The sequence below is a fragment of the Micromonospora vinacea genome (assembly GCF_015751785.1).
Taxonomy (GTDB): Bacteria; Actinomycetota; Actinomycetes; order Mycobacteriales; family Micromonosporaceae; genus Micromonospora; species Micromonospora vinacea.
In genome coordinates this window covers 3,605,794-3,631,243 of record NZ_JADOTY010000001.1, presented here as the reverse complement: position 1 = coordinate 3,631,243, position 25,450 = coordinate 3,605,794, and the positions used below count along the sequence as shown (strand labels likewise).

Below are 25,450 nucleotides of genomic sequence, written 5' to 3'. Positions count from 1 at the left end.
GCGCGGTGTTCTACCTCTCCGGCGGAAGCAGCAGCCCGACCTGCTCGACGTGCTGCGTCATCGGGAAGAGGTCGAAGCCCCGGAGCGCCGCCAACCGCCAACCGAGGTCGGCGAAGGTCCGCACGTCCCGGGCGAAGGCGGCCGGGTCACAGGCCACGTACGCGACCGCCCGCGGGCCGGCGGCGGCCAGCGCGCGCACCACCGGGGCGCCGGCCCCGGAGCGCGGTGGGTCGAGCACCACCACGTCGACCGGGCCGGTGATCCGTCGGCGGGCCAGCGCGGTCTCCACCCGGGCCGACACCACCTCGACGCGGGGCAGGTCGGCGAGGTTCTCCCGGGCGGCGGCGACACCCTGCGCCGCCGCTTCGACAACTGTCACCCGCCCTGTCGCGCCGACCCGTGCGGCCAGCCCGGCGGCGAACAGCCCAGCGCCGCCGTAGAGGTCCCAGGCGATCTCACCCGGCTGCGGGTCCAGCAACTCCAGCACCGCCGCGGAGAGGGCGTCCGCCGCGGCCGGGTGCACCTGCCAGAACGCGGACGCCGGCAGCGCCCAGTCCCGTCCGGCGGCGACCTCGCGGACCTCGGCCGGGCCACTGACCGGGGTGGGCACCCCGTCGCGGATCTCCGTGACGGTCACGTCCCCGCCGGTGCTGGCGACGGTCTCCACCGCCTCGGCGGCCGGCCAGCGCGCACCGGTCGGGGTGAGCACCGGCAGCTGCTGGATGGCCGGGTGGGCGATCCGGCAGCGGTCGATCGGCACCACCTCGTGCGAGCGGTGCTTGAGCAGGCCGGCCCGGTCCGCGGCGTCGACCGCGTAACGGACCCGGGAGCGCCAGCCGAGCAGCCCACCGGGCAGCGCTTCGACACCGACGCCGAGCCGGTCCAGCTCGACGTCGGTCAGCCCGCCGAGGCGGACCAACTGCTCGCGGACCACTGCGGTCTTCCAGGCCAGCTGCGCGGCCGGGGCGACGTGCTGGAGGTCGCAGCCCCCGCAGGCACCCGGCTTCGCGTACGGGCAGGGTGGCTCGACCCGGTCCGGTGAGGGCTCCAGCACGGTCACCGCGTCGGCCCGGACGAACCCCCGGTGCACCTCGGTGACCTCGGCGATGACCCGTTCACCGGGCAGGGCGTGCCGGACGAAGACCACCTGCCCGTCCACCCGGGCCACGCAGTGCCCGCCGGGGGCGACCGCGTCGACGGTCAGCTCGACCCGGTCCGCCTCGGCCAGGCCCCGCTCGAACGCCGACGGGGCCGACGCCGACGGCGTCCGGGGTGTCGCGGTCCGCTGACCGCCCGACTCAGTCACGGGTGTTCCCCATCGTTTCGTTGTTCTCGGGACCACCCTCGCCGGGCGGCGCGGAGACCACCGGCGGGGCGGCGACCAGCGGCGGCACGACGCTGCGTGGCCCTCGCGCCGGGGTCCGGGACAGCGTGGCGTCCAGCCGGTCCAGGTTCTTGCTCGCCGTCGAGGCGAGCTGCCACGGCACGCTGACCACCATCACCCCCGGTTCGAAGAGCAGCCGGCCCTTGAGGCGCAGGGCGCTCTGGTTGTGCAGCAGGTTCTCCCACCAACGGCCGACCACGTACTCCGGGATGAACACGGTGACCACGTCCCGGGGCGACTTGCGGCGGGTGGAGGCGACGAAGTCCAGGATCGGGCGGGTGATCTCCCGGTACGGCGAGTCGATCACGGTGAGCGGGATGGCCATCTCCCGCCGCTCCCAGTCTGCCTGCAGGTCCCGGGTGTCCTTCTCGTCCACGTTCACGGTCACCGCGGTGAGCGTGTCCGGCCGGGTGGCGCGGGCGTAGGCGATGGCCCGCAGCGTCGGCTGGTGCAGCTTGCTGACCAGCACGATGGCGTGGTTGCGGGCCGGCAGCACGGCACGGCCCTCGTCCGGCGGGGTCAGCTCGACGGCGATCCGGTCGTAGTGCCGGCGGATGGCCAGCATCAGCACGTAGATCACCGCCATCGCGGCGATCGCGATCCAGGCGCCGAGCAGGAACTTGGTGATCAGGACGATCACCAGCACCGCGCCGGTCAGGCCCGCGCCGAACGTGTTGATCGCCCGGGAGCGGTGCATCCGGCGACGCGCCTCCGGGTCCCGCTCGGTGCGCAGGTGCCGGTTCCAGTGCCGGATCATGCCGACCTGGGAGACGGTGAACGAGACGAAGACCCCGACGATGTAGAGCTGGATCAGCTTCGTCACCTCGGCCTGGAAGCCGACGATCAGCACGATCGCGAAGAGGGCGAGGAAGGTGATGCCGTTGGAGAAGGCCAGTCGGTCGCCCCGGGTGTGGAACTGGCGGGGCAGGTAGCGGTCCTGGGCGAGGATCGAGCCGAGCACCGGGAAACCGTTGAACGCGGTGTTCGCGGCCAGGAAGAGGATCAGGGCGGTCACCCCGGCCAGCACGTAGAGCAGGACCGACCCGGAACCGAAGACCGTCTCCCCGAGCTGGGTGGTGACCGTCTTCTGCACGTACCCCTCGGGGCCGGAGACGATCTGCAGGCCCGGATCCTCGACGAACTGCAGGTGGGTCAGCCGGGCCAGCCAGATGATCCCGACCAGCATGCTCACCGAGATGGTGCCGAGCAGCAGCAGGGTGGTGGCGGCGTTGCGGCTCTTCGGCGCCTTGAACGCCGGCACCCCGTTGGAGATCGCCTCGACGCCGGTGAGCGCGGCGGCGCCCGAGCTGAACGTCCGCAGCAGCAGGAAGACGAGCGCGAAACCGGTCACGCTGTGCTCGGCCTGGATCACCAGGTCGGCGCTCGGCGCACGGAGTTCGTCACCCAGGACGAAGACCCGGAACAGCCCGGTGAGCAGCATCCCGAGCATCACGATCACGAAGCCGTAGGTGGGGATGGCGAACGCGGTGCCGGACTCGCGCAGGCCGCGCAGGTTGACAGCGGTCAGAAGGACCACCGCGAGCACCGCGATCAGGACCTTGTGGGTGGCCACGAACGGCACCACGGAGCCCAGGTTGGCCACGCCGGAGGAGACCGACACCGCCACCGTGAGCACGTAGTCGACCAGCAGGGCGCTGGCCACCCCGACGCCGAACTTCGGCCCCAGGTTGACAGTGGCCACCTCGTAGTCGCCGCCACCGGACGGGTAGGCGTGCACGTTCTGCCGGTAGCTCGCCACCACAGTGAGCATGACCACGACCACGGCCAGTGCGATCCACGGCGAGAAGAAGTACGCGGACGCACCGGCGATGGAGAGGGTCAGCAGGATCTCGTCAGGCGCGTACGCGACGCTGGACAGCGCGTCGGAAGCGAACACGGGCAGCGCGATGCGCTTCGGCAGGAGGGTGTGTTGGAGCCGGTCGGACCGGAACGGTCGACCGAGAAGAAGCCGCTTCAGCAGCGAGGTGGGACTGGCCACGAACGCCAAGAGTACGACCACCACGGCGGGAGCACGGGGGTGGGCGATCACCGCTGCTCGCGACGGCGGGGTACGGTCGGTCCCCGCTCGCGACCGGGACGTGGCAGGCTCGCACTCGAAGGCCACCGGCAGCGGGAGTGGTACGCACCTTGGGAGGGACAGCGTGCACGTCGTGATCATGGGATGTGGTCGGGTCGGGTCGACCCTCGCCCACAGCCTGGAGTCCCGAGGGCACTCGGTGGCGGTGATCGACCAGGACGCCGACGCGTTCCGCCGGCTCGGCCCCGACTTCGCCGGGATCACGGTGACCGGTGCCGGTTTCGACGGCGAGGTGCTCCGGCAGGCCGGCATCGAGCGCGCGGACGCCTTCGCGGCGGTGTCGAGCGGCGACAACTCCAACATCATCTCGGCCCGGCTGGCCCGCGAGACGTTCGGCGTGTCCCGGGTCGCGGCCCGCATCTACGACCAGCGCCGGGCGCAGGTCTACGAGCGGCTGGGCATCCCCACGGTGGCGACCGTGCGGTGGACCGCGGACCGGATGCTGCGACACCTGGTGCCGGAGGGCAACGTGGAGATCTTCCGCGACCCCACGAGCACTGTGTCGATCGTCGAGGTGCCCGTACACAAGGACTGGATCGGCCGACCGGTGCGGGCGCTGGAGGACACGACCGGCGCGCGCGTGGCCTACCTGATCCGCTTCGGCATCGGCACGCTGCCCACCGGCTCCACAGTCATGCAGGAGGGCGACCAGGTGTTCATGCTGGTCAGCGATGACATCGTGGCGACTGTCACGTCGGTGGCGGCGACGCCGCCGGAAGGAGGGCACTGAGCCATGCGGGTCGCCATCGCGGGCGCGGGCAACGTGGGCCGCTCGATCGCCCAGGAGTTGATCGACAACGGCCACCAGGTGATGCTGATCGAGCGCCAACCGAAGATGCTGCGCCCGGACCGGGTGCCGGCCGCCGAGTGGGTGCTGGCCGACGCGTGCGAGCTGAGCAGCCTGGAAGAGGCCGACGTCGCCGGATGCGACGTGGTGGTCGCGGCGACCGGCGACGACAAGACCAACCTGGTGCTGTCGCTGTTGGCCAAGACCGAGTTCGCGGTGCCCCGGGTGGTCGCCCGGGTCAACCGGGCCGAGAACGAGTGGTTGTTCACCGAGCAGTGGGGCGTGGACGTCGCGGTGAGCAAGCCGCGGGTGATGGCCGCGCTCGTCGAGGAGGCGGTCACCGTCGGCGACCTGGTCCGGCTGATGACCTTCCGACAGGGCGAGGCGAACCTCGTCGAGATCACCCTGCCGCCGACAGCGCCCTACGTCGGCCAGCCGATCCACGCCGTGCCGCTCCCCCGCGACTCCGCCCTGGTGGCGATCCTGCGCGGCAAGCGGGTCCTGGTGCCCAGCCCGGACGACCCGATCGAGGCCGGCGACGAGCTGATCTTCGTCTGCACCGCCGAGGTGGAGGACCAGGTCCGCGCCGTGATCCTCGGACCGGACAGCGTCGAACGGACCCGCGGCTCACGCTGACCGGCCCGGGTGACCCGGCCTCGCTCAGGCGCTGGGCAGCGGGGCCGGCGGCGACTCCCGGGTGACCCGGCGCACCGTCCAGACCGTGATCAGCAACAGCAGCGCGTACGGCGGGTAACCCAGGGCCAGCCGGGCCACGCCCAGCGCGGTGTCCTGGTGGGCCAGGTAGAGCCCGGCCTGCACGCCCACCTTGGCCAGCCAGACCACACCCCAGAGCACTGTCAGCTGGGTGAAGGTGCGCACCAGCTTCGGGTCGGCCCGCCACTCCGAGCGGCCCTTGGCCACCAACACCGACCAGATCCAGCCCACCAGCGGCTGCCGGATCGCGGCCGAGATCAGCAGGGCCACGCCGTACCCGATGCCGTAGAGGATGCCGGGGAGGTAGAAGTCACGCTCGTCGCCGGTACGCCAGGCGATGGCCGCGCCGACGCCGACGCCGAAGAGCCCGTTGACGGCGTGCCGGATCGGCCGACGCTGGGCCAGCCGCAGCCCGGCGATCAGCACGGCGACCGCGATCGACGCGATCACCGCCGGCCGCAGCTCGCCGATGATGTTGGCGACGACGAACACCACGACCGGGATGCTGGACTCGACCAGCCCGCGCCACCCGCCGAGCTGGTCGGCCATCTGCTCGGCGATCGTCGGCAGCGGCTCCTCGCCCTCGGGGTCAATCTCCGGCTGTGCCGCCCGGTCCTGTCCCGTCGTCATCGCCGGCCTTCCGTCCGCAGTGCCGTCACTTGGGCGAGTCCAGCTCGTAGTAGGGGTTGTAGATGACCTTGCGGTCGTCCCGCACGGCCACCCGACCACGGGCGGTCAGGTGCCGGCCCGGCTCGATCCCGGCGATGTGCCGCCGACCCAGCCAGACCAGGGTGACCACGTCACTGCCGTCGTACAGGTCGGCCTCGAGGGTGGGCAGGTTGGTGCGCGGCGTGTAGACCACAGTGCGCAGCCGCCCGGCGACCGAGACCAGCTGGCCCCGGGAGCACTGCTGGGCGGGGATCCCGCCGCACTCGGCGCTCTCCCGACGCAGCTCCTGCGCGTCGATCTCGGCCTCGCTGGCGGTGAACCTCTGCAGGATGCGCCGTAGCGACACCCGGCTCTCGTCGGTCGTCATGACCTCCGCGTCACCCTCTCCACGCTCGCCGTCCCCGGCCGGCCCCGGCGGCGCCGGAACCGTGCCGCCAGCGTACGCCGACGGGGCTGGTTCCGGCGGGCCGGTGCGCGCGGGTCAGACCTGACGCGGCGCGGCGGCGGCGTCGCCCGCCTCGGCCTCGGCCTGGTCGGCGACCTCCCGGGGCAGCCGCAGCGGCAGCGGCTCGCGGACCGGCTTCGCCTCCTGCCCACGGTCGACCACCAGGCCGTCCAGGCACTCGACGAGCGGCCCGGCCATGGCCGGGTCGGTGGCCACCGGGCCCTGGAACACGCCACGGACCATCCAGCGCGGCCCGTCGATCCCGACGAACCGCAGGTTCGTCACCCCGTCCGGGGTACGCACCTGGGCGTGCAGCTCCGGGCCGTACTCCCCGGCGACCTCCTGCGCGCTCGCGCCGTCACGGAGCAGCGACTGTCGGATCTCCTCACGCACCTCGTCCCAGATCCCCTCGGACCGGGGGGCGGCGAAGACGCCCAACTGGAGCGCGTTGTCGCCATGCACCAGCACCACCTGCTGGATCACACCCTGCGGGTCGGCCTGCACCCGCACCTCGACGTCGGCGATCGCCGGGATGTGCAGGCTGCCCAGGTCGAGTCGCTGCACGTCGTCGTAGCTCTCGGAGATGTCGTACGGGCCGCGCTCCAGCGTCGGCGCCGCATCGCCCTGGTCCGGGACCTGGGTGGCCCGCTCGTCACGGGTCTGCCGCTCGGCATCGGCCCGCTTTCGGGAGAAGATCACTGCGCCTGCCCTCCGCTGTTCACACTCACCCTGCCACCTCTTCCGCCTGCCCGCGGCCCAGCTCGCTCGGCCGCCGCTCGACCCGGTCCTGGCCCGTCGGCGACGGCACCAGCCCGGCGTGCCCACCGGTGGACCCGTGCCCACCGGTCCCGCGCCGGGACGCGGGCAGCTCGAGCACCGGCTCGAACCGCGCCCGTGCGACCTGCTGGACCACGAGCTGCGCGATCCGGTCGCCGCGGGAGATCTTCGCCGGCACATCCCGATCATGATTGATCAGGTTGACCAGGATCTCACCCCGATAGCCGGCGTCGACCGTACCGGGCGCGTTGAGCACCGTCACGCCGAGCCTGGCCGCCAGACCGGACCGGGGATGGACCAGGCCCACGTACCCCTCCGGCAACGCGATGGCCACGCCGGTGGGCACCAGGGCACGACCGCCGGGCGGCAACTCCACGTCCGCGGCGGCCACCAGGTCGGCCCCGGCGTCGCCGGGATGGGCGTACGTGGGCAGCGGCAGCTCCGGGTCGAGCAGCTGCACGAGCACGGGTACGACGTCGGTCACGGGTCCCCTCTTCCGTCCGGTTCGCGGGGTGACCCTGCCATCCTGCCGGTTCGTCGAGTCGCCGTGCGCCGTACCCTCGCAGGAGTGAGCATGTCGCCCTCCCCGTCCACCGATCAGCCGCCGGTCGCCGCCCGCTCGGCGTACACCGAGCGGCTGGATCTGCCCTGGTGGCTGTGGCTGGCCGGGCTGGTCGCCGCCGCGTTGCTGGCCGTCGAGATCTGGATGGGCGCCTCCGGCGTCCGCACCTGGCTGCCGTTCGCCGTGCTGGTGCCGCTCACCGCGGCCGGGCTGTGGTGGCTGGGCCGGATCCGGATCGGGGTGGCCGAGGCCGAACTGCGGGTGGACGACGCCCGCCTGCCGGTCCGTTTCGTGGCCGACGTGGTGCCGCTGGACGTGGCCGGCCGACGTGAGGTGCTCGGCGTCGGCGCGGACCCCCTCGCCTTCGTGGTGCAGCGACCGTGGATCGGCGGCGCCGTGCAGGTGATCCTCGACGACCCTGCTGATCCGACCCCGTTCTGGGTGGTGAGCACCCGCCACCCGGTCGAGCTGGCCGAGGCGGTGCTGACCGCACGGGACGCCCTGGCGGCCTCCCAGCCGGCCGCGGGCGAGCCGGGCTGATCCGACGGCCCAGGCCGGCCTGGGCCGGCCCAGGCGCCGGTCCGGCGGTGAAGGTCGTCAGGTGCCGGTCCGGGGCCGCAGGCGCTCAGGTGCCGGTCCGGCGGTGCACGCCCGCTCAGGTGCCGGTCGGCGGGCCCGGGAGGGCGTTCGGTGGCGCGGGCCGGGCGATGCCCCGCCGACGCAGGTCGACCTGGAGTTGGTCGGCCATCTGCTGGGTGGCCCGGCGGTTGAGGAAGCTGGCCACCGCCGCGCCGGTCAGGAACGGCCCGAGCGTGGTGAGGTTGCGACCGAAGCGCCGCAGCAGCATGTCCCGCAGTTCCTTGCGGGCGGCGGTGCCGAGCACCGCTCCCACTCCCACGCCGGGCACCATCGGGTTGACGCCGCGCTGAGTGGCCCAGGAGTGCACCAGTGCGACCGCCCGCTGGCTACCGGTGGCCGGTAGCGCCACTCCATGGATCTCGTGCAGCTCGCCGACCAGCTTCAGCTCCACCGCCACCACGGCCACGGTCTCCGCGGCGAGCAGCACCGGCGCGGAGAGCAGGGTCGGGGCCACCGTCCACTCGACGGCGGCGACGCCTCCACCGGCCGCGCCGATCGCGGCGGTGGTCCTCGACGCGTTGCGGATGAGCCGGTCGGCCAGGGCGGCGTCGTCCAGACCGGGGAAGTGCCGGCGCAGCGTGTCCAGGTCCCGCACCGGCACGTGCGGGGCGATCTCGGTGACGGTGTCGACCATCCACCGTACGGCGGCGCGGGGCTTGAACAGGTCGGAGATGCCACGCGCACGGGCCTGCCCGACCATCCGGGTCAGCAGTTGGCGGCGCCGGGCCGGCTCGATGTCGTCCGCGGTCAACGCCGCAACAGTGGCACCAAGGTCATCCGTACGCGCGGCCGCACCAAGGTCGTCCGTGCCACGGGCGGCGTCAAGGTCGTCCGTGGCACGGGCTGCACCCAGGCCGTCCGTGCCGCCATCGGTGGTGCCGCCTCGATCGCTCATCGGACCTCCCGGTGCTGTGGCTACCCGCTACGAGTCAAGCAGGTACCCACCGCTGCCGCATGCCTACACCGGCAGCGGCGGCCCCGTTCAGGAGGCCGCCGCTGGTGTCATGGCTGTCAGACGCACTCGCGGCAGATCAGCTCGCCGTTACGCTCGACCGCCAGCTGGCTACGGTGGTGGACCAGGAAGCAGCGGGCGCACCGGAACTCGTCCTGCTGCATCGGAAGCACCTTGACCGTGAGCTCCTCGTCGGCCAGATCGGCACCGGGCAGCTCAAAGCTCTCGGCCACCTCGGCCTCGTCGACGTCCACCGCGCCCGACTGTGAGTCGACGCGCCGTGCCTTGAGCTCTTCCAGGCTGTCCTCGCCGAGGTCGACCTCGTCGCGACGCGGGGCGTCGTAGTCGGTGGCCATCGGTTTCACTCTCCCATATCGATGTTGTCGCTTCCGGTTGTAACGCCGGACGACGCTGTTTCGGTTCCGCTGGCCGGCCACCACTTGTGTCGGGCACCCGACCCGAGGACCGAACGGGTCGAGCTCGCCGGGGCGACTCCCCTGCGAGCGCGGAACCTTACCCCCCCTTGGGCGAGGCATGTATACCGCCCTTGCGGCTGAGATGTACGCCCCCGCACGCGAAGTTGTTCCCAATGTGATTCAGGCGACACGAAGATAGGGGTAGTAGTACCCGGTTCGCGGTCGCCGCGCCGGCATGTCGGGCTGTTTCCACGCGACGGCCGGACAACCGTTAACCTCAGCGGCGTATTCGACGGCCGGCGGCCTGAGCGATCGTTTCTGGCCGTCACCACCCACCTGAGGTCCGGGGAGTGCCCTGATGAGTTTTGCGCGCGTGCGAGCACTCGTCGTCGTCGGCCTGCTGGCGGTCATCGCCCTGGTCTTCGTCGTCGTGGCCGTGGTCCGCGACAGCCAGGGCAACGCGGGCACCGCGGCGGGTTGCCCCGAGGGCTGGCCGCTGGCGGATCTGACCCTGCGCGAGCGCAAGGACGTCAAGATCAACGTCTTCAACGCCACGGATCAGCCCGGCCTCGCCTCCACCGTCGCCGACGAGTTCAGCAATCGACAGTTCCAGGTCAAGAAGACCGGGAACGAGAAGAAGGTCAACAGCGTCGCGGTGCTGCGGTACGGCCCGAAGGGCGTCGGGTCCGCGCACCTGCTCCAGGCGTACTTCCTCAACAACGCCACCCCGGGCTACGACCCGAAGCGCACCGACGACACCGTGGACGTGGTGCTGGGCAACAACTTCCAGCAGCTCGCCACCACGACCGAGGTGAACCAGTCACTCGGCGACTCGGGCCCGCCGGAGGCGCCGAAGGGTTCCTGCCCGTCCCCACCCGCCAAGTGACGGCGTAACCGACCCACAGCGGCGCCGGGTCGGCGGCCAGGCCCGGCCAGGCACCGACGTGGTCCGCAGGGTCGTGGCCCGGCCGTTCACGACCCGCTGGTCAGGGCCGGCCGCTCAGGGTCCGCCGGCGGCGTCCAGCGCGGCCAGCCGATCGTGCAACGGCGCGAAGAGAGCGGGCGGGGCCGCGACCACCAGGTCCGGCCCCGGCGGCCGACCGGCCAGGCCGGCGACCCGAACCCCCGCCTCGGCGGCCACCAGCCCGCCCGCCGCCAGGTCCCAGGCCGCAAGACCCTTCTCGAAGTACGCGTCGAGCCGCCCCTCGGCGACCAGGCAGAGGTCCAGCGCGGCGGCGCCGAGCCGGCGAATGTCGCGTACGTGTGCGATCAGCCCGGCCACCACCTGCGCCTGGTGTGACCGACGGGCGGCGTCGTAGCCGAAGCCGGTGCCGACCAGCGCCTGCCCGAGGTCGACCTCACCGGAGCAGCGCAGCCGGTTGCCATCGCGCCAGGCCCCACCACCGGCCGTGGCGGTCCACTCCTCGCCGGTGTTCACGTTGCGCACGACGCCGGCAACCACCGTCCCGTCCACCTCGGCGGCCAGCGAGACCGCGGAGTGCGGCAGCCCGTACAGGTAGTTCACTGTGCCGTCGATCGGGTCGACGATCCAGCGCACCCCGCTGCGTCCCGTGCCGGAGGTCTCCTCGCCGTACTCCTCACCGAGCACCGAGTCGTCCGGGCGCAGCGCGGCCAGCGCGTCGAGGATCTGCCGCTCGACCGCCCGGTCGGCGGCGGTGACCACGTCGGTGACGGTGCTCTTGGTGGCGGCGACAACGACCCCCTCGGCGCGCATCCGGTACGCGGTGTCCGCCGCGTCCCGGGCCACCTGCACCGCGATGCTCAGCAGCTCCGATGACGTCGTCGCCGAGTTGGTCATGATTCGCCTCTTTCCGCACTCCGGGTGCATGTGGATGTGTGGAACTACCGACCCGGCTTTCAAAGATCATCGTTCCGGACAGCGCGCGACGGCGCCAGACCAGGATCTCTGGTGCTCCACATCCCGAGGCCAGGGGTGTGCCGATACCGCCCGCGCGACTCAAGGGGCCAACCTCCGGCAATATGCCCCTTTAGGTCCGGTAATGTGGCTTAAGTGCTTACCACCCCGTCCACGCTCGGCCCGCAACCGTTGCCCAACCGCGACCTGGTGGGGACGCCACCGGCCGGACCACCAGCGACCTCGGTGATCCGCACGCGCTCCCTCGCAGCCGCCCCGCTGACCCGGTACTGGCTGCTCAGACGGCAGTTCGGACACGATCTGCGCACCCTCGGGCTCGACGACGGAAGCCCTTCGCCGGCCCGGCGGCTATCATTACCGCGAAGCCCATACCTCCGCCGCACCGACGGTCCCCACCGGCGGTACGCGGTGCGGAGCAGGATGATCGCCGCAGACGGCGTTACAATTCACCCCTGCCCACGCGGCACGGACCGCCGACCACCGGCCGGACCGTGACACGAGGGTCCCTCAACCACATCGCCCGGCACGGTAACCCTCGCTGCGCCGGACGAACCCGCCGTGCCCGCTCTTCGCCTCCGGAAGGTCATTCGTGACAGAACCCCGCCAGCCCGGCGCCGACGTTCGCTCGCTCACCGACACCCTGATCGCCCACGCGCAGAGCGCCGGTGGTCAGCTCACGTCGGCTCAGCTCGCGCGCACCGTCGAGTCCGCCGAGGTGACTCCGGCCCAGGCCAAGAAGATCCTGCGCGCGCTCTCCGAGGCGGGAGTGACCGTCGTGGTGGACGGCTCGGCGAGCACCCGTCGCCGCGTCGCCGCGGCCCGCTCGACCACGCCAGCGTCCCGGGCCACCACCGCCAAGACCACCAAGAAGGCCGCCGCGCCGGCCCCGAAGCAGGCGCCCTCCCTCGACGACGCCCCGGCGACGTCGGCCCCGCGCAAGGTGGCCGCCCGCAAGGCGACCGGCACCGGCGCTGAGGCTGCCGCCGCGACCCCGGCGAAGGCGACCCGGTCGACCCGCGCCACCAAGGCGACGGTGGCCGCAGCTGCCGGAGCCAAGCCGACCAAGGCTGCCGGCAAGGCCAAGGGCGAGGGCGCCGAGGGCGAGATCGACCCGGAGGAGCTTGCCGCCACGATCGAGGACGTGGTGGTCGAGGAGCCGGCCGAGCTGGCCCAGGCCGCCGAGACCGACGCCGCCGCCTCGGCGACCGACAACGACTTCGAGTGGGACGACGAGGAGTCCGAGGCCCTCAAGCAGGCGCGACGCGACGCCGAGCTGACCGCCTCCGCCGACTCCGTCCGCGCGTACCTGAAGCAGATCGGCAAGGTTCCGCTGCTCAACGCCGAGCAGGAGGTGGAGCTGGCCAAGCGGATCGAGGCCGGGCTCTACGCCGCCGAGCGGCTGCGGGCTGCCGACGAGGGCGAAGAGAAGCTCGTCCGGGACATGGTCCGTGACCTGGGCTGGATCTCCCGCGACGGCGAGCGGGCCAAGAATCACCTCCTGGAGGCGAACCTCCGACTGGTGGTGTCGCTGGCCAAGCGCTACACCGGCCGTGGCATGGCCTTCCTCGACCTGATCCAGGAAGGCAACCTCGGTCTGATCCGGGCCGTGGAGAAGTTCGACTACACCAAGGGCTACAAGTTCTCCACGTACGCCACCTGGTGGATCCGCCAGGCCATCACCCGCGCCATGGCCGACCAGGCCCGCACCATCCGCATCCCGGTGCACATGGTGGAGGTCATCAACAAGCTCGGCCGCATACAGCGTGAGCTGCTCCAGGATCTGGGCCGCGAGCCCACTCCGGAGGAGCTGGCCAAGGAGATGGACATCACACCCGAGAAGGTGCTGGAGATCCAGCAGTACGCTCGGGAGCCCATCTCACTGGACCAGACCATCGGCGACGAGGGCGACAGCCAGCTCGGTGACTTCATCGAAGACTCCGAGGCCGTGGTCGCGGTCGACGCGGTCTCGTTCTCGCTCCTGCAGGACCAGCTCCAGCAGGTGCTGCAGACGCTCTCCGAGCGTGAGGCGGGTGTGGTACGCCTGCGCTTCGGCCTGACCGACGGCCAACCTCGGACGCTCGACGAGATCGGCCAGGTCTACGGGGTGACCCGGGAGCGGATCCGGCAGATCGAGTCCAAGACGATGTCCAAGCTGCGCCACCCGTCCCGGTCGCAGGTCCTCCGGGATTACCTGGACTGAGCGGGTTTCGTCAACCGAACGTGTCGTTTTGACCACCTGGTGTGCAACACCAGATGGTGATCGTCCGGATGCACGAATGTGATCGTTGACGTGGCACCCTGGGTGCACGGCACACTGTCCCTTCCAGGTGTGACCTCGGTCCCCCGCGGGCACACAGGGAAGGCAGTGCCTAGTAAGGGTGTTGCACGATAGGTGAGCAACGACCGAAGAGATTGTTCATCGGTGACGACCAGAGGAGGAAGGCGATGACCCCGACCCTCACGCCGCCGCCCGAGACGGTGGCGCCCCCAGCCGCCGATGAACGGTGCGACCGCTGCAATGCTGCCGGGAAGCTCCGGATCACTCTGGCGGGTGGGAGCGAGCTGGTGTTCTGCGGGCACCACGCGAACAAGTACGCGGAGGATCTCGTGAAGATCACCGAGCGGTTCGCAACGGAGCCCGATTTCAGCTGGCGTGGCGCCGATCTGATGGCGAACTAAATCCGCAAACCGACATAGTCGGCCGGAGGCACCCCGAGGGTGCCTCCGGCCGACTTTTACCTGTCCAAGCCTTCCCGCGCCCCGCGCCCCGCGCCCCGCGCCCCGCGCCCCGCGCCCCGCGCCCCGCGCCCCGCGCCCCGCGCCCCGCGCCCCGCGCCCCGCGCCCCGCGCCCCGCGCCCCGCGCCCCGCGCCCCGCGCCCCGCGCCCCGCGCCCCGCGCCCCGCGCCCCGCGCCCCGCGCCCCGCGCCCCGCGCCCCGCGCCCCGCGCCCCGCGCCCCGCGCCCCGCGCCAGGATCTCCGCAACTTCCCCGAAGTTGCTGCCTCCGACACGCGGGAAGCACCAACATCCCCGAAATTGCGCGGACCTTGACGACGCATACCGCCCCGAGGGACCGGGAACAGGTTGCGAGCGCCCATGAACTCCACGATCGTGCTCGAACCAGGATGTAGTGGTCTCACCGACGCACCGATGCCACTACTTCCCGGATATTGCGCGATCTTGAAGTAGGGGCACCCCGCAGAGGCCCACCAGCGCGGGCGTTTCAGGAAGACAATCCTCGGCCCCACCCCGGACCAAAGCCGTGATCCACTCGGTTTCAAGGAAGTCGCGCCCTCCACGCCGCTCCAAGACCGCGTCTTCAAGCAAACCGAGTGGATCAAACCGCCAGCACGGCCACCGACCCCACCGCAGGCACGGGCGCAGTCAGTGCCTTCCAAGCGGGCGCATACAGGACCACCCACCGGGCAGGACCACCCACCGGGCAGGTCTAGAGGGTTTGCACGGTGGCGATGCGTTCCTCGAGCTGCTCGATCGTGGCCTGGGCGCTCGGCGGGCCGCCGCAGAGTCGGCGCAGTTCGGCATGGATCTTGCCGTGTGGCTGGCCGGTGCGGTGGTGTCGGGCGGCCACCAGAGCGTTCAGTTGGCGCCGGAGGGCCACGCGGCGCTGGGCGGCGCTCATGGGTGCGGGTGGCGCTGCTGTGGCCGCAGCGGCCGGCTGAGCGGCTCCGTCGGCCGTACGGCGGCGTTGGGCGGCGAGTTGTGCGGCCTGCCGCTTGGTCAGCAGGAGCGAAACCTGGTCGGCGGTGAGCAGGCCGGGCAGGCCGAGGTATTCCTCTTCCTCGGGGGTGCCGGCCTGGGCGGCGGTGCCGAACGAGGCGCCGTCGAAGATCACCTGGTCCAGTTCGGCGGTGGCCGAGAGCGCCGCGAACCGCTTCTCCAACTCCCCGCTGGCCTGGTCGTCGCGCTGCGCGCGTTCCAGCAGGTCGTCGTCGAAACCGTCGGCTTCCTTGGGTTTGCCGAGGACGTGGTCGCGCTCGGTCTCCATCTCGCTGGCCAAGCCGAGAAGGTGCGGCACGCTGGGGAGGAAGACCGACGCGGTCTCCCCGGGTCGGCGGGCCCGCACGAACCGGCCGATCGCCTGGGCGAAGTAGAGCGGGGTGCTGGCGCTGGTGGCGTAGACCCCGACCGCCAGTCGGGGGATGTCGACCCCCTCGGACACCATCCGCACCGCGACCAGCCACCGCTGGTCGGACGCCGCGAACGTCGCGATCCGGGCGGACGCGCCCTGGTCGTCGGAGAGCACCACGGCGGCCTTCTCGCCGGTCACCTGCTCGATCAGCTTGGCGTACGAGCGGGCGGTCTGCTGGTCGGTGGCGATGATCAGACCGCCGGCGTCGGCCATGCCCGCGTTGCGCAGCACTGTGAGTCGGGCGTCGGCGGCCCGCAGCACCTGTGGCATCCAGTCGCCGGCCGGGTCCAGGGCGGTACGCCACGCCTGCGCCACCAGGTCCTGGGTCATCGGCTCGCCCAGCCGGGCCGCCAGCTCCTCCCCCGCGTTGGTACGCCAGCGGGTCTCCCCGGAGTACGCCAGGAAGAGCACCGGCCGGACCACGCCGTCGCGCAGCGCGTCGGAGTAGCCGTACACCGAGTCGGCGCGGGAGCGCAGCAGCCCGTCTCCGCCCCGCTCGTAGCTGACGAACGGGATCGGGTTGTCGTCGGAGCGGAACGGCGTCCCGGTGAGCATCAGCCGGCGTACGGCGGGTTCGAAGGCGTTCTTCACCCCGTCGCCCCAGGACCGGGAGTCGCCGGCGTGGTGGATCTCGTCGAGGATGACCAGGGTGCGTCGGGTCATGGTGCGCCGCCGGTGCACCTGCGGGGCCATCCCCACCTGTGCGTAGGTGACCACCGCGCCGTGGAAGTCGGCCGCGGAGTGCAGGTCGGCGTTGCGGAACGCGGCGTCGAGTTGGATGCCCACCCGGGCCGCCGCGTCGGCCCACTGGTTCTTCAGGTGCTCGGTCGGCGCGACGACGGTGACCGCCTCCACGGTGCCGTCACCGAGCAGTTCGGCCGCGATCCGCAGGGCGAAGGTGGTCTTGCCGGCGCCGGGCGTGGCGACAGCGGTGAAGTCGTCGCTGCGGCGACGCAGGTATTCCACCAGCGCCTTGCGCTGCCAGGCGCGCAGCGCCGGGAACGTCTCGAGCACCGGCGTCCGGGCTGCCACGCGAAGCTCCTCTCCGACCGCACGATGGCGGACCCCGGGCGAGGGCCACGAGGATCCGCCGCCCATGAAAACGCCTCCGCGCAGAAGCTGCCGCGAAGGCCGACTCAGCATAACCAGGCCGGGCCGTCGGGCCCAGGCGACGCCACGCTGGTCACAATCCCGCACCCGGTCGAACAGCGGCCCGACCGTCTCACCACTCCCGGTCGGTGCGGGGATCCGCCCCGTCAGCACGCGGTGGGCGCAGGGTGGCCACCGGCGCGGACCAGCGTCGACGCAGCGCGATCAGGCGCAGCCCGAAGACCAGGACGGCGGCGGCGGTGAGCGGTGCGGGCCCGGTCTGCCCGGTGACGTACAGCAGCACCACCAGGACCGCACCGGCCAGTGCGGCCAGCGCGTAGATCTCCCGGCGCAGCACGACAGGGATCTCGGCGGTGAGCAGGTCCCGGCCGAGCCCACCGCCGATCGCGGTGAGCATGCCGATCAGGCAGGCGCCGACCGCGGGCACCCGGGCGTCGAGCGCCTTGAGCGTGCCGGTGACGGTGAACAGCGCCAGGCCGGCCGCGTCGAGCACCAGCACTGTGGTGCGCAGTCGGGCCAGTTGCGGGTGCAGCCAGAAGACGGCGAGTGCGGTGATCGCGGCGGTGGCCACGTACCGCCAGTCGGCGAAGGCCAGCGGCGGCACCTCGTCGATGACCAGGTCCCGGAATATCCCACCGCCGAGGGCTGCCACGAAGCCGACGAAAGCGACGCCGAACAGGTCCAGTCGCTTGGCCACCGCCGCCGAGGCTCCGGACGCGGCGAACACCGCCACCCCGGTCAGGTCGGCGAGGAGCAGGGCGGTGGAGGTGGTCACCGCCGCAGGCTACGTCGCCGGCCGGAGCGCCGGCCGAGGTTCACTCACGGTAGGAGTCGTAGATCTCCTTGCACTTGGGGCAGACCGGCGAACCCGGCTTGGCCGCCTTGGTGACCGGGAAGGTTTCGCCGCAGAGAGCGACGACAAAAGTGCCCATGACGGCACTCTCGGCGATTTTCTCCTTGCGGACGTAGTGGAACATCTCGGGACCGGTGTCGGCGTCCTTCAGCTCCGGACGCTCGAGAACCTCTGTGCTCACGTCTGCACCTCCAACCGACAAGTTTGGCAGGTCATCACGGCCGGGTCCACTTGAGGCCGGCCGAGGCCCCACCCCGTACGGTGCCCGTGTGACTGACTTTCACATCAGCTACGGCACCGAGGTGGCCGAAGCCCTGCGCGACGGCCGGCCCGTCGTCGCCCTGGAGAGCACCATCGTCTCGCACGGCCTGCCGCGACCGGAGAACCTGCGCGTGGCCAGGGAGATCGAGCGGACGGTTCGGGACGCCGGGGCCGTTCCGGCGACGATCGGCATGATCGCCGGCGAGCTGGTGGTCGGCCTGGACGACGCGCAGCTGACCCGGCTGGCCACCGTCGACGGAGTGACCAAGCTCTCCGTCCGTGACCTCGCGGTGGCTGCCGCGACCGGCGCAGACGGCGCGACCACGGTGGCCGCGACCAGCGCGGTGGCCGCCGCCGCCGGTATCGGCGTGTTCGCCACCGGCGGGCTGGGTGGGGTGCACCGGGAGGCCGCGCACACCTTCGACGAGTCGGCGGACCTGGTCACCCTGGCCCAGACCCCGATCGCTGTGGTCTGCGCCGGGGTCAAGTCGATCCTCGACGTGGGCGCGACGCTGGAGCGCCTGGAGACCCTCGGCGTCGCGGTGGTCGGTTACCGCACCCGCCGGTTCCCCGGCTTCTACCTCACCGACGCCGGCTTCGACCTGGACTGGTCGGTGGACTCACCGGAGCAGGTCGCTGCCGTGCTCGCCGCCCGGGACGAGCACGCAGTGCACACCGGCGGACTGCTCATCGCCAACCCGCTGCCGGTCGACGAGCAGCTCGACCCGGAGCTGCACGACCGGACCCTCACCGACGGCCTGGCCCTGCTGGAGCGGGACGGGATCACCGGCAAGGCCGTCACCCCGTACCTGCTCGCGCACTTCCACTCGGCCACCGAGGGCGCGAGCCTGGCGGTGAACGTGCGGATCATCCTCCGCAACGCCGACCTGGCCGCGCGGATCGCGGTCGCCTCGGCGGCCCGCGGCACCGCCGTCCCGGCATGACCCGACCGGCCCGGATGGTCGTCGTCGGGGACGTGATCACCGACGTGGTCGCCGTGCTGTCCGGGCCGCTCGCGGCCGGCTCGGACACCGGGGCCGAGATCAGTCTTGGTGGCGGCGGTCAGGCGGCCAACACCGCCGCGTGGGTCGCCGCGCAGCGGGTGGACGTCACGCTCGTCGGCGCGGTCGGCGACGACGACGCCGGGCGGGACCGGGTGGCCGAACTCGACCGGGCAGGCGTCGACTGCGCGATCGAGCGGGTCGAGGGCGCACCGACCGGCACTGTCATCGTGCTGGCCGCCGACGACGAACGCACCATGGTCAGCCAGCGGGGCGCGAACCTGCGGCTGAGCGCCGCGCACGTCGAGCAGGCCCTCGCGGCGGCGCCCGACGCTGGGCATCTGCACCTGTCCGCGTACACACTGCTGGACGCCGAGTCGCGCGGCGCGGGGCTGCGGGCGCTGGCTGCCGCCCGCGAGCGCGGGCTCACCATCAGCGTCGACGCGGCCTCCGCGGCGCCGCTGCGGCGAGTCGGCGCGGCGGCGTTCCTGAGTTGGGTACGCGACATCGACCTGCTCCTGGTCAACGCGGACGAGGCAACGGTGCTGGCCGGCGGGCTGGACCCGGCGGCGCAGGGGCGGGCGCTGTCGGCGACGGCTCGGCGGGTCGTGGTGAAGCGTGGCGCGGCCGGCGCGGTCTGGGTCGACCGCACCACGCCGGTCTGCGTGGCACCGGCCCGGCGGGTGGCGGTGGTGGATGTCACGGGCGCGGGCGACGCCTTCGCGGCCGGTCTGCTCACCGCGTGGCTCGGCGGTGCCACCCCGACCGCGGCGTTGAGCCGGGCCACCGACCTGGGCGCGCTGGCCGTCTCCACGGCCGGCGCCCGGCCACAGCCGTAACGGCCCGCGCCGGGCCTGGCGCGGTGGGGACGGATGGAACCCTGGCCCGTTCGCGGGTCAGGGTTCGACGTCGATGACCTTGTGCGGGCGCTCCTCGGCGGTGAGGCTCATCGGCGGGGTGTCGTCCGTGTGCCGGCGGTGGAACCGGTTGGCCAGCCGGTGCTCTTCCTTCGGTGGCCGGTCGTTGGCCAGCAGCACGGCCAGCCAGGGGATGAGCACCATGCCGAGGGCGCACAACGGCAGCCAGAGCCAGAGCAGCGGGGCGTTCGCACCGACCAGGATCGCGCCGACGATGATGCAGGCCACCCGGATGCCCATCATCAGGACGTAGCGGCGCTGACGGCTGGTGAGTTGATCACCCTGGCTGCGTGAGGCGTCGGTGATCAGAATCGGCTGGTACGCCTGACGCTTCACCATGGACCTCCTCGAGGGGTTACGCCTCATCCTGTCACCGCAGGCCCGTGATCAGCGAACTTCGACTCATCCCGTCGCGTGTTACGTGCGTGGTACGCTCCGCAACGTGGGCAGCAGGTTCAGCTTCACCGACGAGGCGTTGGCCAACCTGAGGGTCTACGACGTCACACCCGGGGAAGTCTGGGAGGCGCTGCACAGCGCCCGACGGGTCATCCGGCATCTGGGTGACGACGTGATGGTGGTCTACGCCGCCGCCCGTCGGGGCCGCCGGCTGGCGGTGCTGCTCGCCGAGGCCGATGGCACCGACAACGACTGGGACATCCTCTCCGCCCGCGAGTTGAGCGACGTCGAGTCCAAGCGCTACGACGAGGCCGTGCGGAGATCTCGCCGATGAGGAGGCCGTGACGATGCACCGTAACGACGCGACCAAGCAGTTCCACGGCGGCGGCGACCGGATCGCCGACCTGATCGACGAGAGCCCGGCGGCAGACCTGCCCACCCCCGACACCGACGTGCCGATGGTGAGCCGCTCGGTGCGGCTCCCGCTGGACACCTACGAGCGGGTTCGCGCCGCCGCCGACGCCCGGGGCATCGGGGTCACCACGCTGATGCGCCAGTGGATCGAGGCCGGCCTGGCCGACCTGGACGACTCGGCGACCGTCTCGCTCGCCGACGTCCGGCGCGCGCTGGCCTCGCTGGCGCACCCCACCGCCGCCTGAGCAGACCGGCCCTCACCGGGCCGGTCGGTCAGCCGCCGGTCTTCGCCTTGGCCGCCGCCTTCATCTGCTGCTTGAACTCCCGCACCCGGCGCAGCGAGTCGGCGTCCGTGACGTCGGCCACCGACCGGTACGCGCCCGGGTCGCCGTAGTCCCCGGCAGCCTTCCGCCAGTCCTGCGGGGTCACCCCGAACCGCTTGCCGAGCAGGGCCACGAAGATCTGCGCCTTCTGCTTGCCGAAGCCGGGCAGCGCCGAGACGCGGCGCAACAGCTCCGGCCCGTCGGCGACCTCGGCCCAGAGCAGCGCCGCGTCACCGTCGTAGCGCTCCACCAGCACCTGGCAGACCTCCTGCACCCGGGCCGCCATGGCCTTCGGAAACCGGTGCAGCGCGGGCGGCTGGGCGAAGAGCGCGACCAGGGCCTCCGGGTCGTACCCGGCCAGCTCCGCCGCGTCCAGCTCATGGCCGAGCCGCTGCTGGAGCACGTACGGCGACGAGAACGCCTTCTCCATCGGCACCTGCTGGTCGAGGACCATGCCGAGGAGCAGGGCCAGCGGACTGCGCTCCAGCAGCCGGTTGGCCTCCGGGTCGATGGGCAGCACAAGCGTCATGCGGACCATCCTGCCTGGCCCACCGACCCGGGCCGCCACCGACGCTCCGACATGTACCGGCGGGTGACGCTGACCCGGGACGCGACGGCAGGCAGGATGTCGGGGTGGACGAACACGACATGCTGCTCTCCCCCGCCGGTGTCGACGCGCTGCGAACCGCGCTGACCCGGACCGGTTTCACCAGCCACGGCATCGCCGAGCGGCTGGGCGCCCAGGCGACCGCGGCGGTCGCCCGCAACGACTACCGGGCCGCGCTGCGCGCCACCGAGGACGGCGACCCGCTGGGCACCCTGATCCGGGTGTTCATCTGCGACCGGACCGAGCCGGAGGCCGCGGTGGCCACCGCGCTGGCGCCGCTGAGCCTGGACGAGGCCCTGGCCGGCGGGCTGGTCGAGCGGTACGGCGACGGCCTGCGCGCGGGCGTCGACCTCGAGCCGTACGGCGAGGACTGGTGGGTGCTCGCCGATGTGCCGGCCAGCGCCCGACCGGGTCGCCCGTTGCACGCCGAGCACGTCCTCGGCGTCGGCGGGGCGACCCACACCCTGATCGGCGCGACCATGCGCCGGCCGGTCGACACCGCACTGGACCTGGGCACCGGCTCCGGCGTCCAGGCCCTGCACCTGGCCACCCATGCCCGGTCGGTGACCGTCACCGACCTCTCCGAGCGGGCGCTGCGTTTCGCCGCGACCACCGCCGCCCTCAACGGCCAGGACTGGGAGTTGCTCCGCGGCGACATGGTCGCCCCGGTGGCCGGTCGGCGGTTCGACCTGGTGGTGAGCAACCCGCCGTTCGTCGTCGGCCCGGGCACCACCACGCACGTGTACCGCGACTCCGGCCGGGTCGGCGACGCGATCGGCGCCGAACTGGCCGCCGCCGCCCCGGGCCTGCTCACCGAGGGCGGCACCATGCAGTACCTGGCGAACTGGGTCCACGTCGCCGGCGAGGAGTGGGACGAGCGGGTGGCCGGGTGGTTCGCCGGGACCGGCCTGGACGCCTGGGTGATCCAGCGCGAGGTGGCCGACCCGATGGCGTACGTCGACCTGTGGCTCACCGACGTCGGCGAGACCGCCGACCCGCAGCGGATGGCCGCCTGGCTGGACTGGTTCGACGCGCACAAGGTGGAGGGCATCGGCTTCGGCATCGTGTCACTGCGCCGGGGCGGGCACGCCGACCCGGTGGTCCGGGTGGAGGACCTGCGCCAGCGGGTGCAACCACCGCTGGGCGACCAGGTCGCCTCCTGGTTCGACCGCCAGGACTTTCTCCGGGTACGCGACACAGAGGCGTTGCTCGCCGAGCGCTATCGGGCCGCCGAGGGCCTCCAGCTGCGACAGGAGGCCACCATGGGCGACGAGGGCTGGGGGGTGGACCGGCAGGTCCTGGCGATGCCACACGGCCTGCGCTGGACCGAGGAGATCGACCCGCTGGTGCTGGCGCTGGTCGGTGGCGCCGACGGCCGGCTGCCGCTGCGTGACCAGCTCGCCCTGCTCGCCGCAGCGCACGACGTCGAGCCCGACGAGATGGCCGAGGCCGCCGGCCCGATCGTGGCGCACCTGGTGGAACGCGGCTTCATCGAGCCGGTGAGCGCCTGATGCGGGCGGTGGTGCAGACCGTTGGCCGGGCCAGCGTGACGGTCGACGGCGAGGTGGTCGGTGCCATCGAGAACGGCCTGCTGGTGCTGCTGGGGGTGACCCACACCGACACCACGGAGACCGCTCAGACGATGGCCCGCAAGGTGCACGAGGTGCGCATCCTGGACGGTGAACGGTCCGCGGCCGACACCGGCGCGCCGATCCTGGTGGTCAGCCAGTTCACCCTCTACGGCGATGTCCGCAAGGGCCGCCGCCCGAGCTGGACCGCCGCCGCCCCCGCCGAGGTCGCCGAGCCACTGGTGACAGCGGTGGTCGACGCCCTGCGTGAACGAGGAGCCAAGGTCGAGACTGGCCGTTTCCGCACCCATATGCTGGTGGAAAGCACCAACATAGGCCCCCAAACCCTCCTCCTGGACCTCTAACCGAAGAGGCCTCGGCGGGTCAGGGACTGGCGGAGCCAGTTGTCGAGTTCGGCAGTCCAGTCGGTGCGGTCGGCGGTGGCGTGGTCGACAGTGAACCGGCCGAAGGCGTCCCGGCCCTCGGTGAAGACACCGCCGCGCTTGTCGACCTCCAGCACCACCTGCATCTGCTGCGCGTCGGCGATGAAGGTGACCTCCAACTGGTTGATCGAGCGGGCGTACTGCGGCGCCGGGCTGAACTCGATCTCCTGGTAGAACGGCAACGTCTGGCGTACGCCGTAGATGTGACCACGCTCCACGTCGGCGCGGGCGAACCGGAAACCCAGCCGCAGCAACGCGTCCAGTAGTCGCTCCTGCGTCGGCAACGGGTGCACCGACACGGCGTCCAGGTCACCCTTGTCGACAGCGCGGGCGACCTCCAGCTCGGTACGCAGGCCCATCGTCATGCCGTGCAGGTGCTGCCCGTACAGCTCGGTGACCGGTGTCTCCCACGGCACGGCGAAGCGGAACGGGAGGTCGTAGCGCTGCCCCGGCTCCAGCCGGAAAGCGCCGGTGACCTGCTGACGGTGGAACTCCTGAGTGGTGTCGTAGTCGTTGTCGCCGCTCTCGACCTCGACCCGGGTGACCAGGCCGAGGGTGACGTGGTCGATGTCGACCTGGTGGTCGCCGCCCATCACCTGGATGCGTCCCTCCAACTGGCCGCCCGGGCGGCAGTTCGGGTTGGCCAGCACCGTCTCGACCGACGGGCCGCCGACGCCCATCGCCTTCATGAGCCGCTTGAAGACCACACCGTCCTCCATCTGTCGTCCTCGGCCGACCAGAGGTGGCCGGCCGTCCGCAACGTAGCCGGGGCGGGCAACCACTCACCGGGACGACACACCGCACCAGCGATCCGACGCAATTCCTGTCGGGTGCCCGATCGCCTCACTCCCGTTTTACGCCCCGCCCGCCAAGCTGTTGTCACACCGGCACCACTGGGCCGGGAACACGGCACCGACGTGGAAACGGGGAGAGACAGAGATGGTCCTGCAGATGACGGAACACCGGACGCGCCCGGCCACCACGACCAACACCGACGGGGCCTCCGAGGCCCTCGTCGACCTGGACGCCACCGACGAGCGCAGCATCTCCACCGACCTGGTCCGGGCCTACCTCAACGGTATCGGCCGGACGAAGCTGCTGACCGCCGCGCAGGAGGTCGACCTGGCCCGACGCATCGAGGCCGGCCTGTTCGCCGACGAGAAGCTGGCCACCTGCACCCCCGTCTCCGCGGAGCTGCGAGCCGACCTGGAGCTGATCGTCGCGGAGGGTCGGGCGGCCAAGGACCACCTGTTGGAGGCGAACCTGCGGCTGGTCGTCAGCATCGCCAAGCGCTACACGGGCCGTGGCATGGCGTTTCTCGACCTGATCCAGGAGGGCAACCTCGGTCTGATCCGGGCGGTGGAGAAGTTCGACTACGCCAAGGGCTACAAGTTCTCCACGTACGCCACCTGGTGGATCCGCCAGGCCATCACCCGCGCAATGGCCGACCAGGCCCGCACCATCCGCATCCCGGTGCACATGGTCGAGCAGGTCAACCGGATGGTCCGGGCCCGCCGAGAGCTGGCCGTGACGCTGGGCCGCGAACCGACGGTGGCCGAGGTGGCCCGCGCGCTGGAAATCCCCGAGATTCAGGTCATCGAGCTGATCTCCTACGACCGGGAGCCGGTGAGTCTGGACCAGGCCGTCGGCGACGACGGTGAGAGCGCGCTCGGCGACTTCGTGGCCTCGGTGGACCCGCGTAGCGAGCCGGGCGACACCGCCGCTCAGGGCGAGCTGCGCAACGAGGTCAGCATCGTGCTCTCCACCCTGTCCCAGCGGGAGCAGGCGGTCATCCGGCTCCGGTTCGGCCTGGACGACGGCCGGCAGCGCACCCTGGACGAGGTCGGCCGGGAGTTCGGCCTGTCCCGGGAGCGGATCCGGCAGATCGAGAAGGTGACGCTGCTGAAGCTGCGCGCCCCGGAGCGGGCCCAGCGCCTGGAGGCGTACGCCTGCTGACGCACCTGGTTCCCACGGAAGGCCCTGGCGGTTCGCCGGGGCCTTCCGTGCTGTCGGGTGCTTGACGGCGGCCCCCAGCTGCGATAAAACCAAGTGGTTATTTAACCAGGAG

At 71.9% G+C, this 25,450-nt stretch carries 28 protein-coding genes; 13 read left to right on the top strand and 15 right to left on the bottom strand.

Features of this window, described 5'->3' with window-relative positions:
- Positions 1 to 10 precede the first annotated feature (10 nt).
- The gene (locus tag IW249_RS17300; RefSeq protein ID WP_196924824.1) at positions 11 to 1,228 is read right to left on the bottom strand and encodes a class I SAM-dependent RNA methyltransferase; all 1,218 of its coding nucleotides are present in this window, start codon (positions 1,226 to 1,228) and stop codon (positions 11 to 13) included.
- Between the two features lie 70 nt (positions 1,229 to 1,298).
- Entirely contained in the window at positions 1,299 to 3,383 is a 2,085-nt protein-coding gene (locus IW249_RS17295) for an APC family permease (RefSeq protein ID WP_196921702.1), read from the bottom strand.
- Positions 3,384 to 3,546: 163 nt separating this feature from the next.
- Between IW249_RS17295 and IW249_RS17290 the strand changes: the two genes are divergently transcribed.
- Positions 3,547 to 4,212, top strand: a complete 666-nt coding sequence (locus IW249_RS17290; protein ID WP_196921701.1) for a potassium channel family protein — start codon at positions 3,547 to 3,549, stop codon at positions 4,210 to 4,212.
- A gap of 3 nt (positions 4,213 to 4,215) precedes the next feature.
- Positions 4,216 to 4,905: a potassium channel family protein gene (locus IW249_RS17285; RefSeq protein WP_196921700.1), complete on the top strand. Its 690-nt coding sequence runs from the start codon at positions 4,216 to 4,218 to the stop codon at positions 4,903 to 4,905.
- Between the two features lie 24 nt (positions 4,906 to 4,929).
- On the opposite strand, the gene IW249_RS17280 is transcribed toward IW249_RS17285, so the two are convergent.
- From IW249_RS17280 to dut, 4 genes are all read right to left on the bottom strand, one after another.
- Positions 4,930 to 5,613: a DUF3159 domain-containing protein gene (locus IW249_RS17280; protein ID WP_196921699.1), complete on the bottom strand. Its 684-nt coding sequence runs from the start codon at positions 5,611 to 5,613 to the stop codon at positions 4,930 to 4,932.
- 25 nt (positions 5,614 to 5,638) lie between these two features.
- Positions 5,639 to 6,019 (bottom strand): OB-fold nucleic acid binding domain-containing protein, encoded by a 381-nt coding sequence (locus IW249_RS17275; RefSeq protein WP_030489360.1) that lies wholly within the window; start codon positions 6,017 to 6,019, stop codon positions 5,639 to 5,641.
- 114 nt (positions 6,020 to 6,133) lie between these two features.
- On the bottom strand, positions 6,134 to 6,796 hold the full coding sequence (locus IW249_RS17270; RefSeq protein WP_196921698.1) for a DUF3710 domain-containing protein: 663 nt from the start codon (positions 6,794 to 6,796) through the stop codon (positions 6,134 to 6,136).
- 25 nt (positions 6,797 to 6,821) lie between these two features.
- Positions 6,822 to 7,358, bottom strand: a complete 537-nt coding sequence (dut, locus tag IW249_RS17265; RefSeq protein WP_196921697.1) for a dUTP diphosphatase — start codon at positions 7,356 to 7,358, stop codon at positions 6,822 to 6,824.
- 84 nt (positions 7,359 to 7,442) lie between these two features.
- On the opposite strand from dut, the gene IW249_RS17260 reads away from it, so the two are divergent.
- Entirely contained in the window at positions 7,443 to 7,976 is a 534-nt protein-coding gene (locus tag IW249_RS17260; RefSeq protein WP_372432971.1) for a DUF3093 domain-containing protein, read from the top strand.
- 115 nt (positions 7,977 to 8,091) lie between these two features.
- Here the strand turns inward: IW249_RS17260 and IW249_RS17255 are convergent, their stop codons facing one another.
- Both IW249_RS17255 and IW249_RS17250 read right to left on the bottom strand, forming a co-directional pair.
- Complete coding sequence (locus IW249_RS17255; protein WP_231392555.1) at positions 8,092 to 8,970, bottom strand: hypothetical protein; 879 nt, start codon at positions 8,968 to 8,970, stop codon at positions 8,092 to 8,094.
- Positions 8,971 to 9,086: 116 nt separating this feature from the next.
- Entirely contained in the window at positions 9,087 to 9,383 is a 297-nt protein-coding gene (locus IW249_RS17250) for a DUF4193 domain-containing protein (RefSeq protein ID WP_007075406.1), read from the bottom strand.
- A gap of 433 nt (positions 9,384 to 9,816) precedes the next feature.
- On the opposite strand from IW249_RS17250, the gene IW249_RS17245 reads away from it, so the two are divergent.
- The gene (locus IW249_RS17245) at positions 9,817 to 10,329 is read left to right on the top strand and encodes a LytR C-terminal domain-containing protein (RefSeq protein WP_196924823.1); all 513 of its coding nucleotides are present in this window, start codon (positions 9,817 to 9,819) and stop codon (positions 10,327 to 10,329) included.
- 114 nt (positions 10,330 to 10,443) lie between these two features.
- Here the strand turns inward: IW249_RS17245 and IW249_RS17240 are convergent, their stop codons facing one another.
- On the bottom strand, positions 10,444 to 11,262 hold the full coding sequence (locus IW249_RS17240; RefSeq protein ID WP_196921695.1) for an inositol monophosphatase family protein: 819 nt from the start codon (positions 11,260 to 11,262) through the stop codon (positions 10,444 to 10,446).
- Between the two features lie 667 nt (positions 11,263 to 11,929).
- Here IW249_RS17240 and IW249_RS17235 point away from each other — a divergent pair.
- Together IW249_RS17235 and IW249_RS17230 are read left to right on the top strand one after the other, a co-directional pair.
- Positions 11,930 to 13,540, top strand: coding sequence for an RNA polymerase sigma factor (locus IW249_RS17235; protein ID WP_196921694.1), 1,611 nt, complete (start codon positions 11,930 to 11,932; stop codon positions 13,538 to 13,540).
- A gap of 245 nt (positions 13,541 to 13,785) precedes the next feature.
- Positions 13,786 to 14,019, top strand: coding sequence for a DUF7455 domain-containing protein (locus IW249_RS17230; RefSeq protein WP_030337431.1), 234 nt, complete (start codon positions 13,786 to 13,788; stop codon positions 14,017 to 14,019).
- A gap of 768 nt (positions 14,020 to 14,787) precedes the next feature.
- Here the strand turns inward: IW249_RS17230 and IW249_RS17225 are convergent.
- The 3 genes from IW249_RS17225 to IW249_RS17215 all read right to left on the bottom strand — a co-directional run bounded on the left by IW249_RS17225 (position 14,788) and on the right by IW249_RS17215 (position 17,633).
- Positions 14,788 to 16,521 (bottom strand): DEAD/DEAH box helicase, encoded by a 1,734-nt coding sequence (locus tag IW249_RS17225; RefSeq protein WP_196921693.1) that lies wholly within the window; start codon positions 16,519 to 16,521, stop codon positions 14,788 to 14,790.
- Positions 16,522 to 16,711: 190 nt separating this feature from the next.
- Positions 16,712 to 17,374, bottom strand: a complete 663-nt coding sequence (locus tag IW249_RS17220) for a trimeric intracellular cation channel family protein (RefSeq protein WP_196921692.1) — start codon at positions 17,372 to 17,374, stop codon at positions 16,712 to 16,714.
- A gap of 40 nt (positions 17,375 to 17,414) precedes the next feature.
- The gene (locus IW249_RS17215) at positions 17,415 to 17,633 is read right to left on the bottom strand and encodes a DUF3039 domain-containing protein (protein ID WP_007456912.1); all 219 of its coding nucleotides are present in this window, start codon (positions 17,631 to 17,633) and stop codon (positions 17,415 to 17,417) included.
- Between the two features lie 88 nt (positions 17,634 to 17,721).
- Here IW249_RS17215 and IW249_RS17210 point away from each other — a divergent pair, with 88 nt between their 5' ends.
- Both IW249_RS17210 and IW249_RS17205 read left to right on the top strand, forming a co-directional pair.
- Positions 17,722 to 18,657, top strand: coding sequence for a pseudouridine-5'-phosphate glycosidase (locus IW249_RS17210; protein WP_196921691.1), 936 nt, complete (start codon positions 17,722 to 17,724; stop codon positions 18,655 to 18,657).
- Complete coding sequence (locus IW249_RS17205) at positions 18,654 to 19,553, top strand: carbohydrate kinase family protein (protein ID WP_196921690.1); 900 nt, start codon at positions 18,654 to 18,656, stop codon at positions 19,551 to 19,553. Before IW249_RS17210 ends, IW249_RS17205 begins: the two co-directional genes overlap by 4 nt.
- A 57-nt stretch (positions 19,554 to 19,610) precedes the next feature.
- Here the strand turns inward: IW249_RS17205 and IW249_RS17200 are convergent, their stop codons facing one another.
- Entirely contained in the window at positions 19,611 to 19,970 is a 360-nt protein-coding gene (locus tag IW249_RS17200) for a DUF3099 domain-containing protein (RefSeq protein ID WP_196921689.1), read from the bottom strand.
- 103 nt (positions 19,971 to 20,073) lie between these two features.
- Here IW249_RS17200 and IW249_RS17195 point away from each other — a divergent pair, with 103 nt between their 5' ends.
- Both IW249_RS17195 and IW249_RS17190 read left to right on the top strand, forming a co-directional pair.
- Positions 20,074 to 20,361 carry a hypothetical protein gene (locus IW249_RS17195; RefSeq protein WP_074318059.1) on the top strand — a complete coding sequence of 96 codons (288 nt, stop codon included), beginning with the start codon at positions 20,074 to 20,076 and terminating at the stop codon, positions 20,359 to 20,361.
- A 13-nt stretch (positions 20,362 to 20,374) separates the two neighbouring features.
- Positions 20,375 to 20,686 carry a YlcI/YnfO family protein gene (locus IW249_RS17190; RefSeq protein WP_196921688.1) on the top strand — a complete coding sequence of 104 codons (312 nt, stop codon included), beginning with the start codon at positions 20,375 to 20,377 and terminating at the stop codon, positions 20,684 to 20,686.
- Between the two features lie 28 nt (positions 20,687 to 20,714).
- Here IW249_RS17190 and IW249_RS17185 read toward each other — a convergent pair whose 3' ends face one another.
- A complete protein-coding gene (locus IW249_RS17185; RefSeq protein ID WP_196921687.1) occupies positions 20,715 to 21,302 on the bottom strand; it encodes an HhH-GPD-type base excision DNA repair protein in 588 nt (195 codons plus the stop codon).
- A gap of 95 nt (positions 21,303 to 21,397) precedes the next feature.
- Between IW249_RS17185 and IW249_RS17180 the strand changes: the two genes are divergently transcribed.
- Positions 21,398 to 22,882 (top strand): DUF7782 domain-containing protein, encoded by a 1,485-nt coding sequence (locus tag IW249_RS17180; RefSeq protein WP_196921686.1) that lies wholly within the window; start codon positions 21,398 to 21,400, stop codon positions 22,880 to 22,882.
- Positions 22,882 to 23,304 (top strand): D-aminoacyl-tRNA deacylase, encoded by a 423-nt coding sequence (gene dtd / locus IW249_RS17175; protein WP_196921685.1) that lies wholly within the window; start codon positions 22,882 to 22,884, stop codon positions 23,302 to 23,304. The genes IW249_RS17180 and dtd overlap by 1 nt, the downstream gene beginning before the upstream one ends.
- On the opposite strand, the gene IW249_RS17170 is transcribed toward dtd, so the two are convergent.
- Entirely contained in the window at positions 23,301 to 24,089 is a 789-nt protein-coding gene (locus IW249_RS17170; protein WP_196924822.1) for a sporulation protein, read from the bottom strand. The genes dtd and IW249_RS17170 overlap by 4 nt on opposite strands.
- 232 nt (positions 24,090 to 24,321) lie before the next feature.
- Here IW249_RS17170 and sigB point away from each other — a divergent pair, with 232 nt between their 5' ends.
- Positions 24,322 to 25,338: an RNA polymerase sigma factor SigB gene (gene sigB / locus IW249_RS17165; RefSeq protein ID WP_269215274.1), complete on the top strand. Its 1,017-nt coding sequence runs from the start codon at positions 24,322 to 24,324 to the stop codon at positions 25,336 to 25,338.
- The last annotated feature ends 112 nt before the right edge of the window (positions 25,339 to 25,450 follow it).

Bases quoted from the DNA above. Each gene is read 5' to 3' on its own strand.
- IW249_RS17250 (WP_007075406.1), bottom strand. From the start codon at position 9,383: ATGGCCACCGACTACGACGCCCCGCGTCGCGACGAGGTCGACCTCGGC.
- IW249_RS17240 (WP_196921695.1), bottom strand. From the start codon at position 11,262: ATGACCAACTCGGCGACGACGTCATCGGAGCTGCTGAGCATCGCGGTG.
- sigB (WP_269215274.1), top strand. From the start codon at position 24,322: ATGGTCCTGCAGATGACGGAACACCGGACGCGCCCGGCCACCACGACC.
- IW249_RS17190 (WP_196921688.1), top strand. From the start codon at position 20,375: ATGCACCGTAACGACGCGACCAAGCAGTTCCACGGCGGCGGCGACCGG.
- dtd (WP_196921685.1), top strand. From the start codon at position 22,882: ATGCGGGCGGTGGTGCAGACCGTTGGCCGGGCCAGCGTGACGGTCGAC.
- IW249_RS17255 (WP_231392555.1), bottom strand. From the start codon at position 8,970: ATGAGCGATCGAGGCGGCACCACCGATGGCGGCACGGACGGCCTGGGT.
- IW249_RS17185 (WP_196921687.1), bottom strand. From the start codon at position 21,302: ATGGTCCGCATGACGCTTGTGCTGCCCATCGACCCGGAGGCCAACCGG.
- IW249_RS17280 (WP_196921699.1), bottom strand. From the start codon at position 5,613: ATGACGACGGGACAGGACCGGGCGGCACAGCCGGAGATTGACCCCGAG.
- IW249_RS17200 (WP_196921689.1), bottom strand. From the start codon at position 19,970: ATGGTGAAGCGTCAGGCGTACCAGCCGATTCTGATCACCGACGCCTCA.
- IW249_RS17285 (WP_196921700.1), top strand. From the start codon at position 4,216: ATGCGGGTCGCCATCGCGGGCGCGGGCAACGTGGGCCGCTCGATCGCC.
- IW249_RS17230 (WP_030337431.1), top strand. From the start codon at position 13,786: ATGACCCCGACCCTCACGCCGCCGCCCGAGACGGTGGCGCCCCCAGCC.
- IW249_RS17205 (WP_196921690.1), top strand. From the start codon at position 18,654: ATGACCCGACCGGCCCGGATGGTCGTCGTCGGGGACGTGATCACCGAC.
- IW249_RS17275 (WP_030489360.1), bottom strand. From the start codon at position 6,019: ATGACGACCGACGAGAGCCGGGTGTCGCTACGGCGCATCCTGCAGAGG.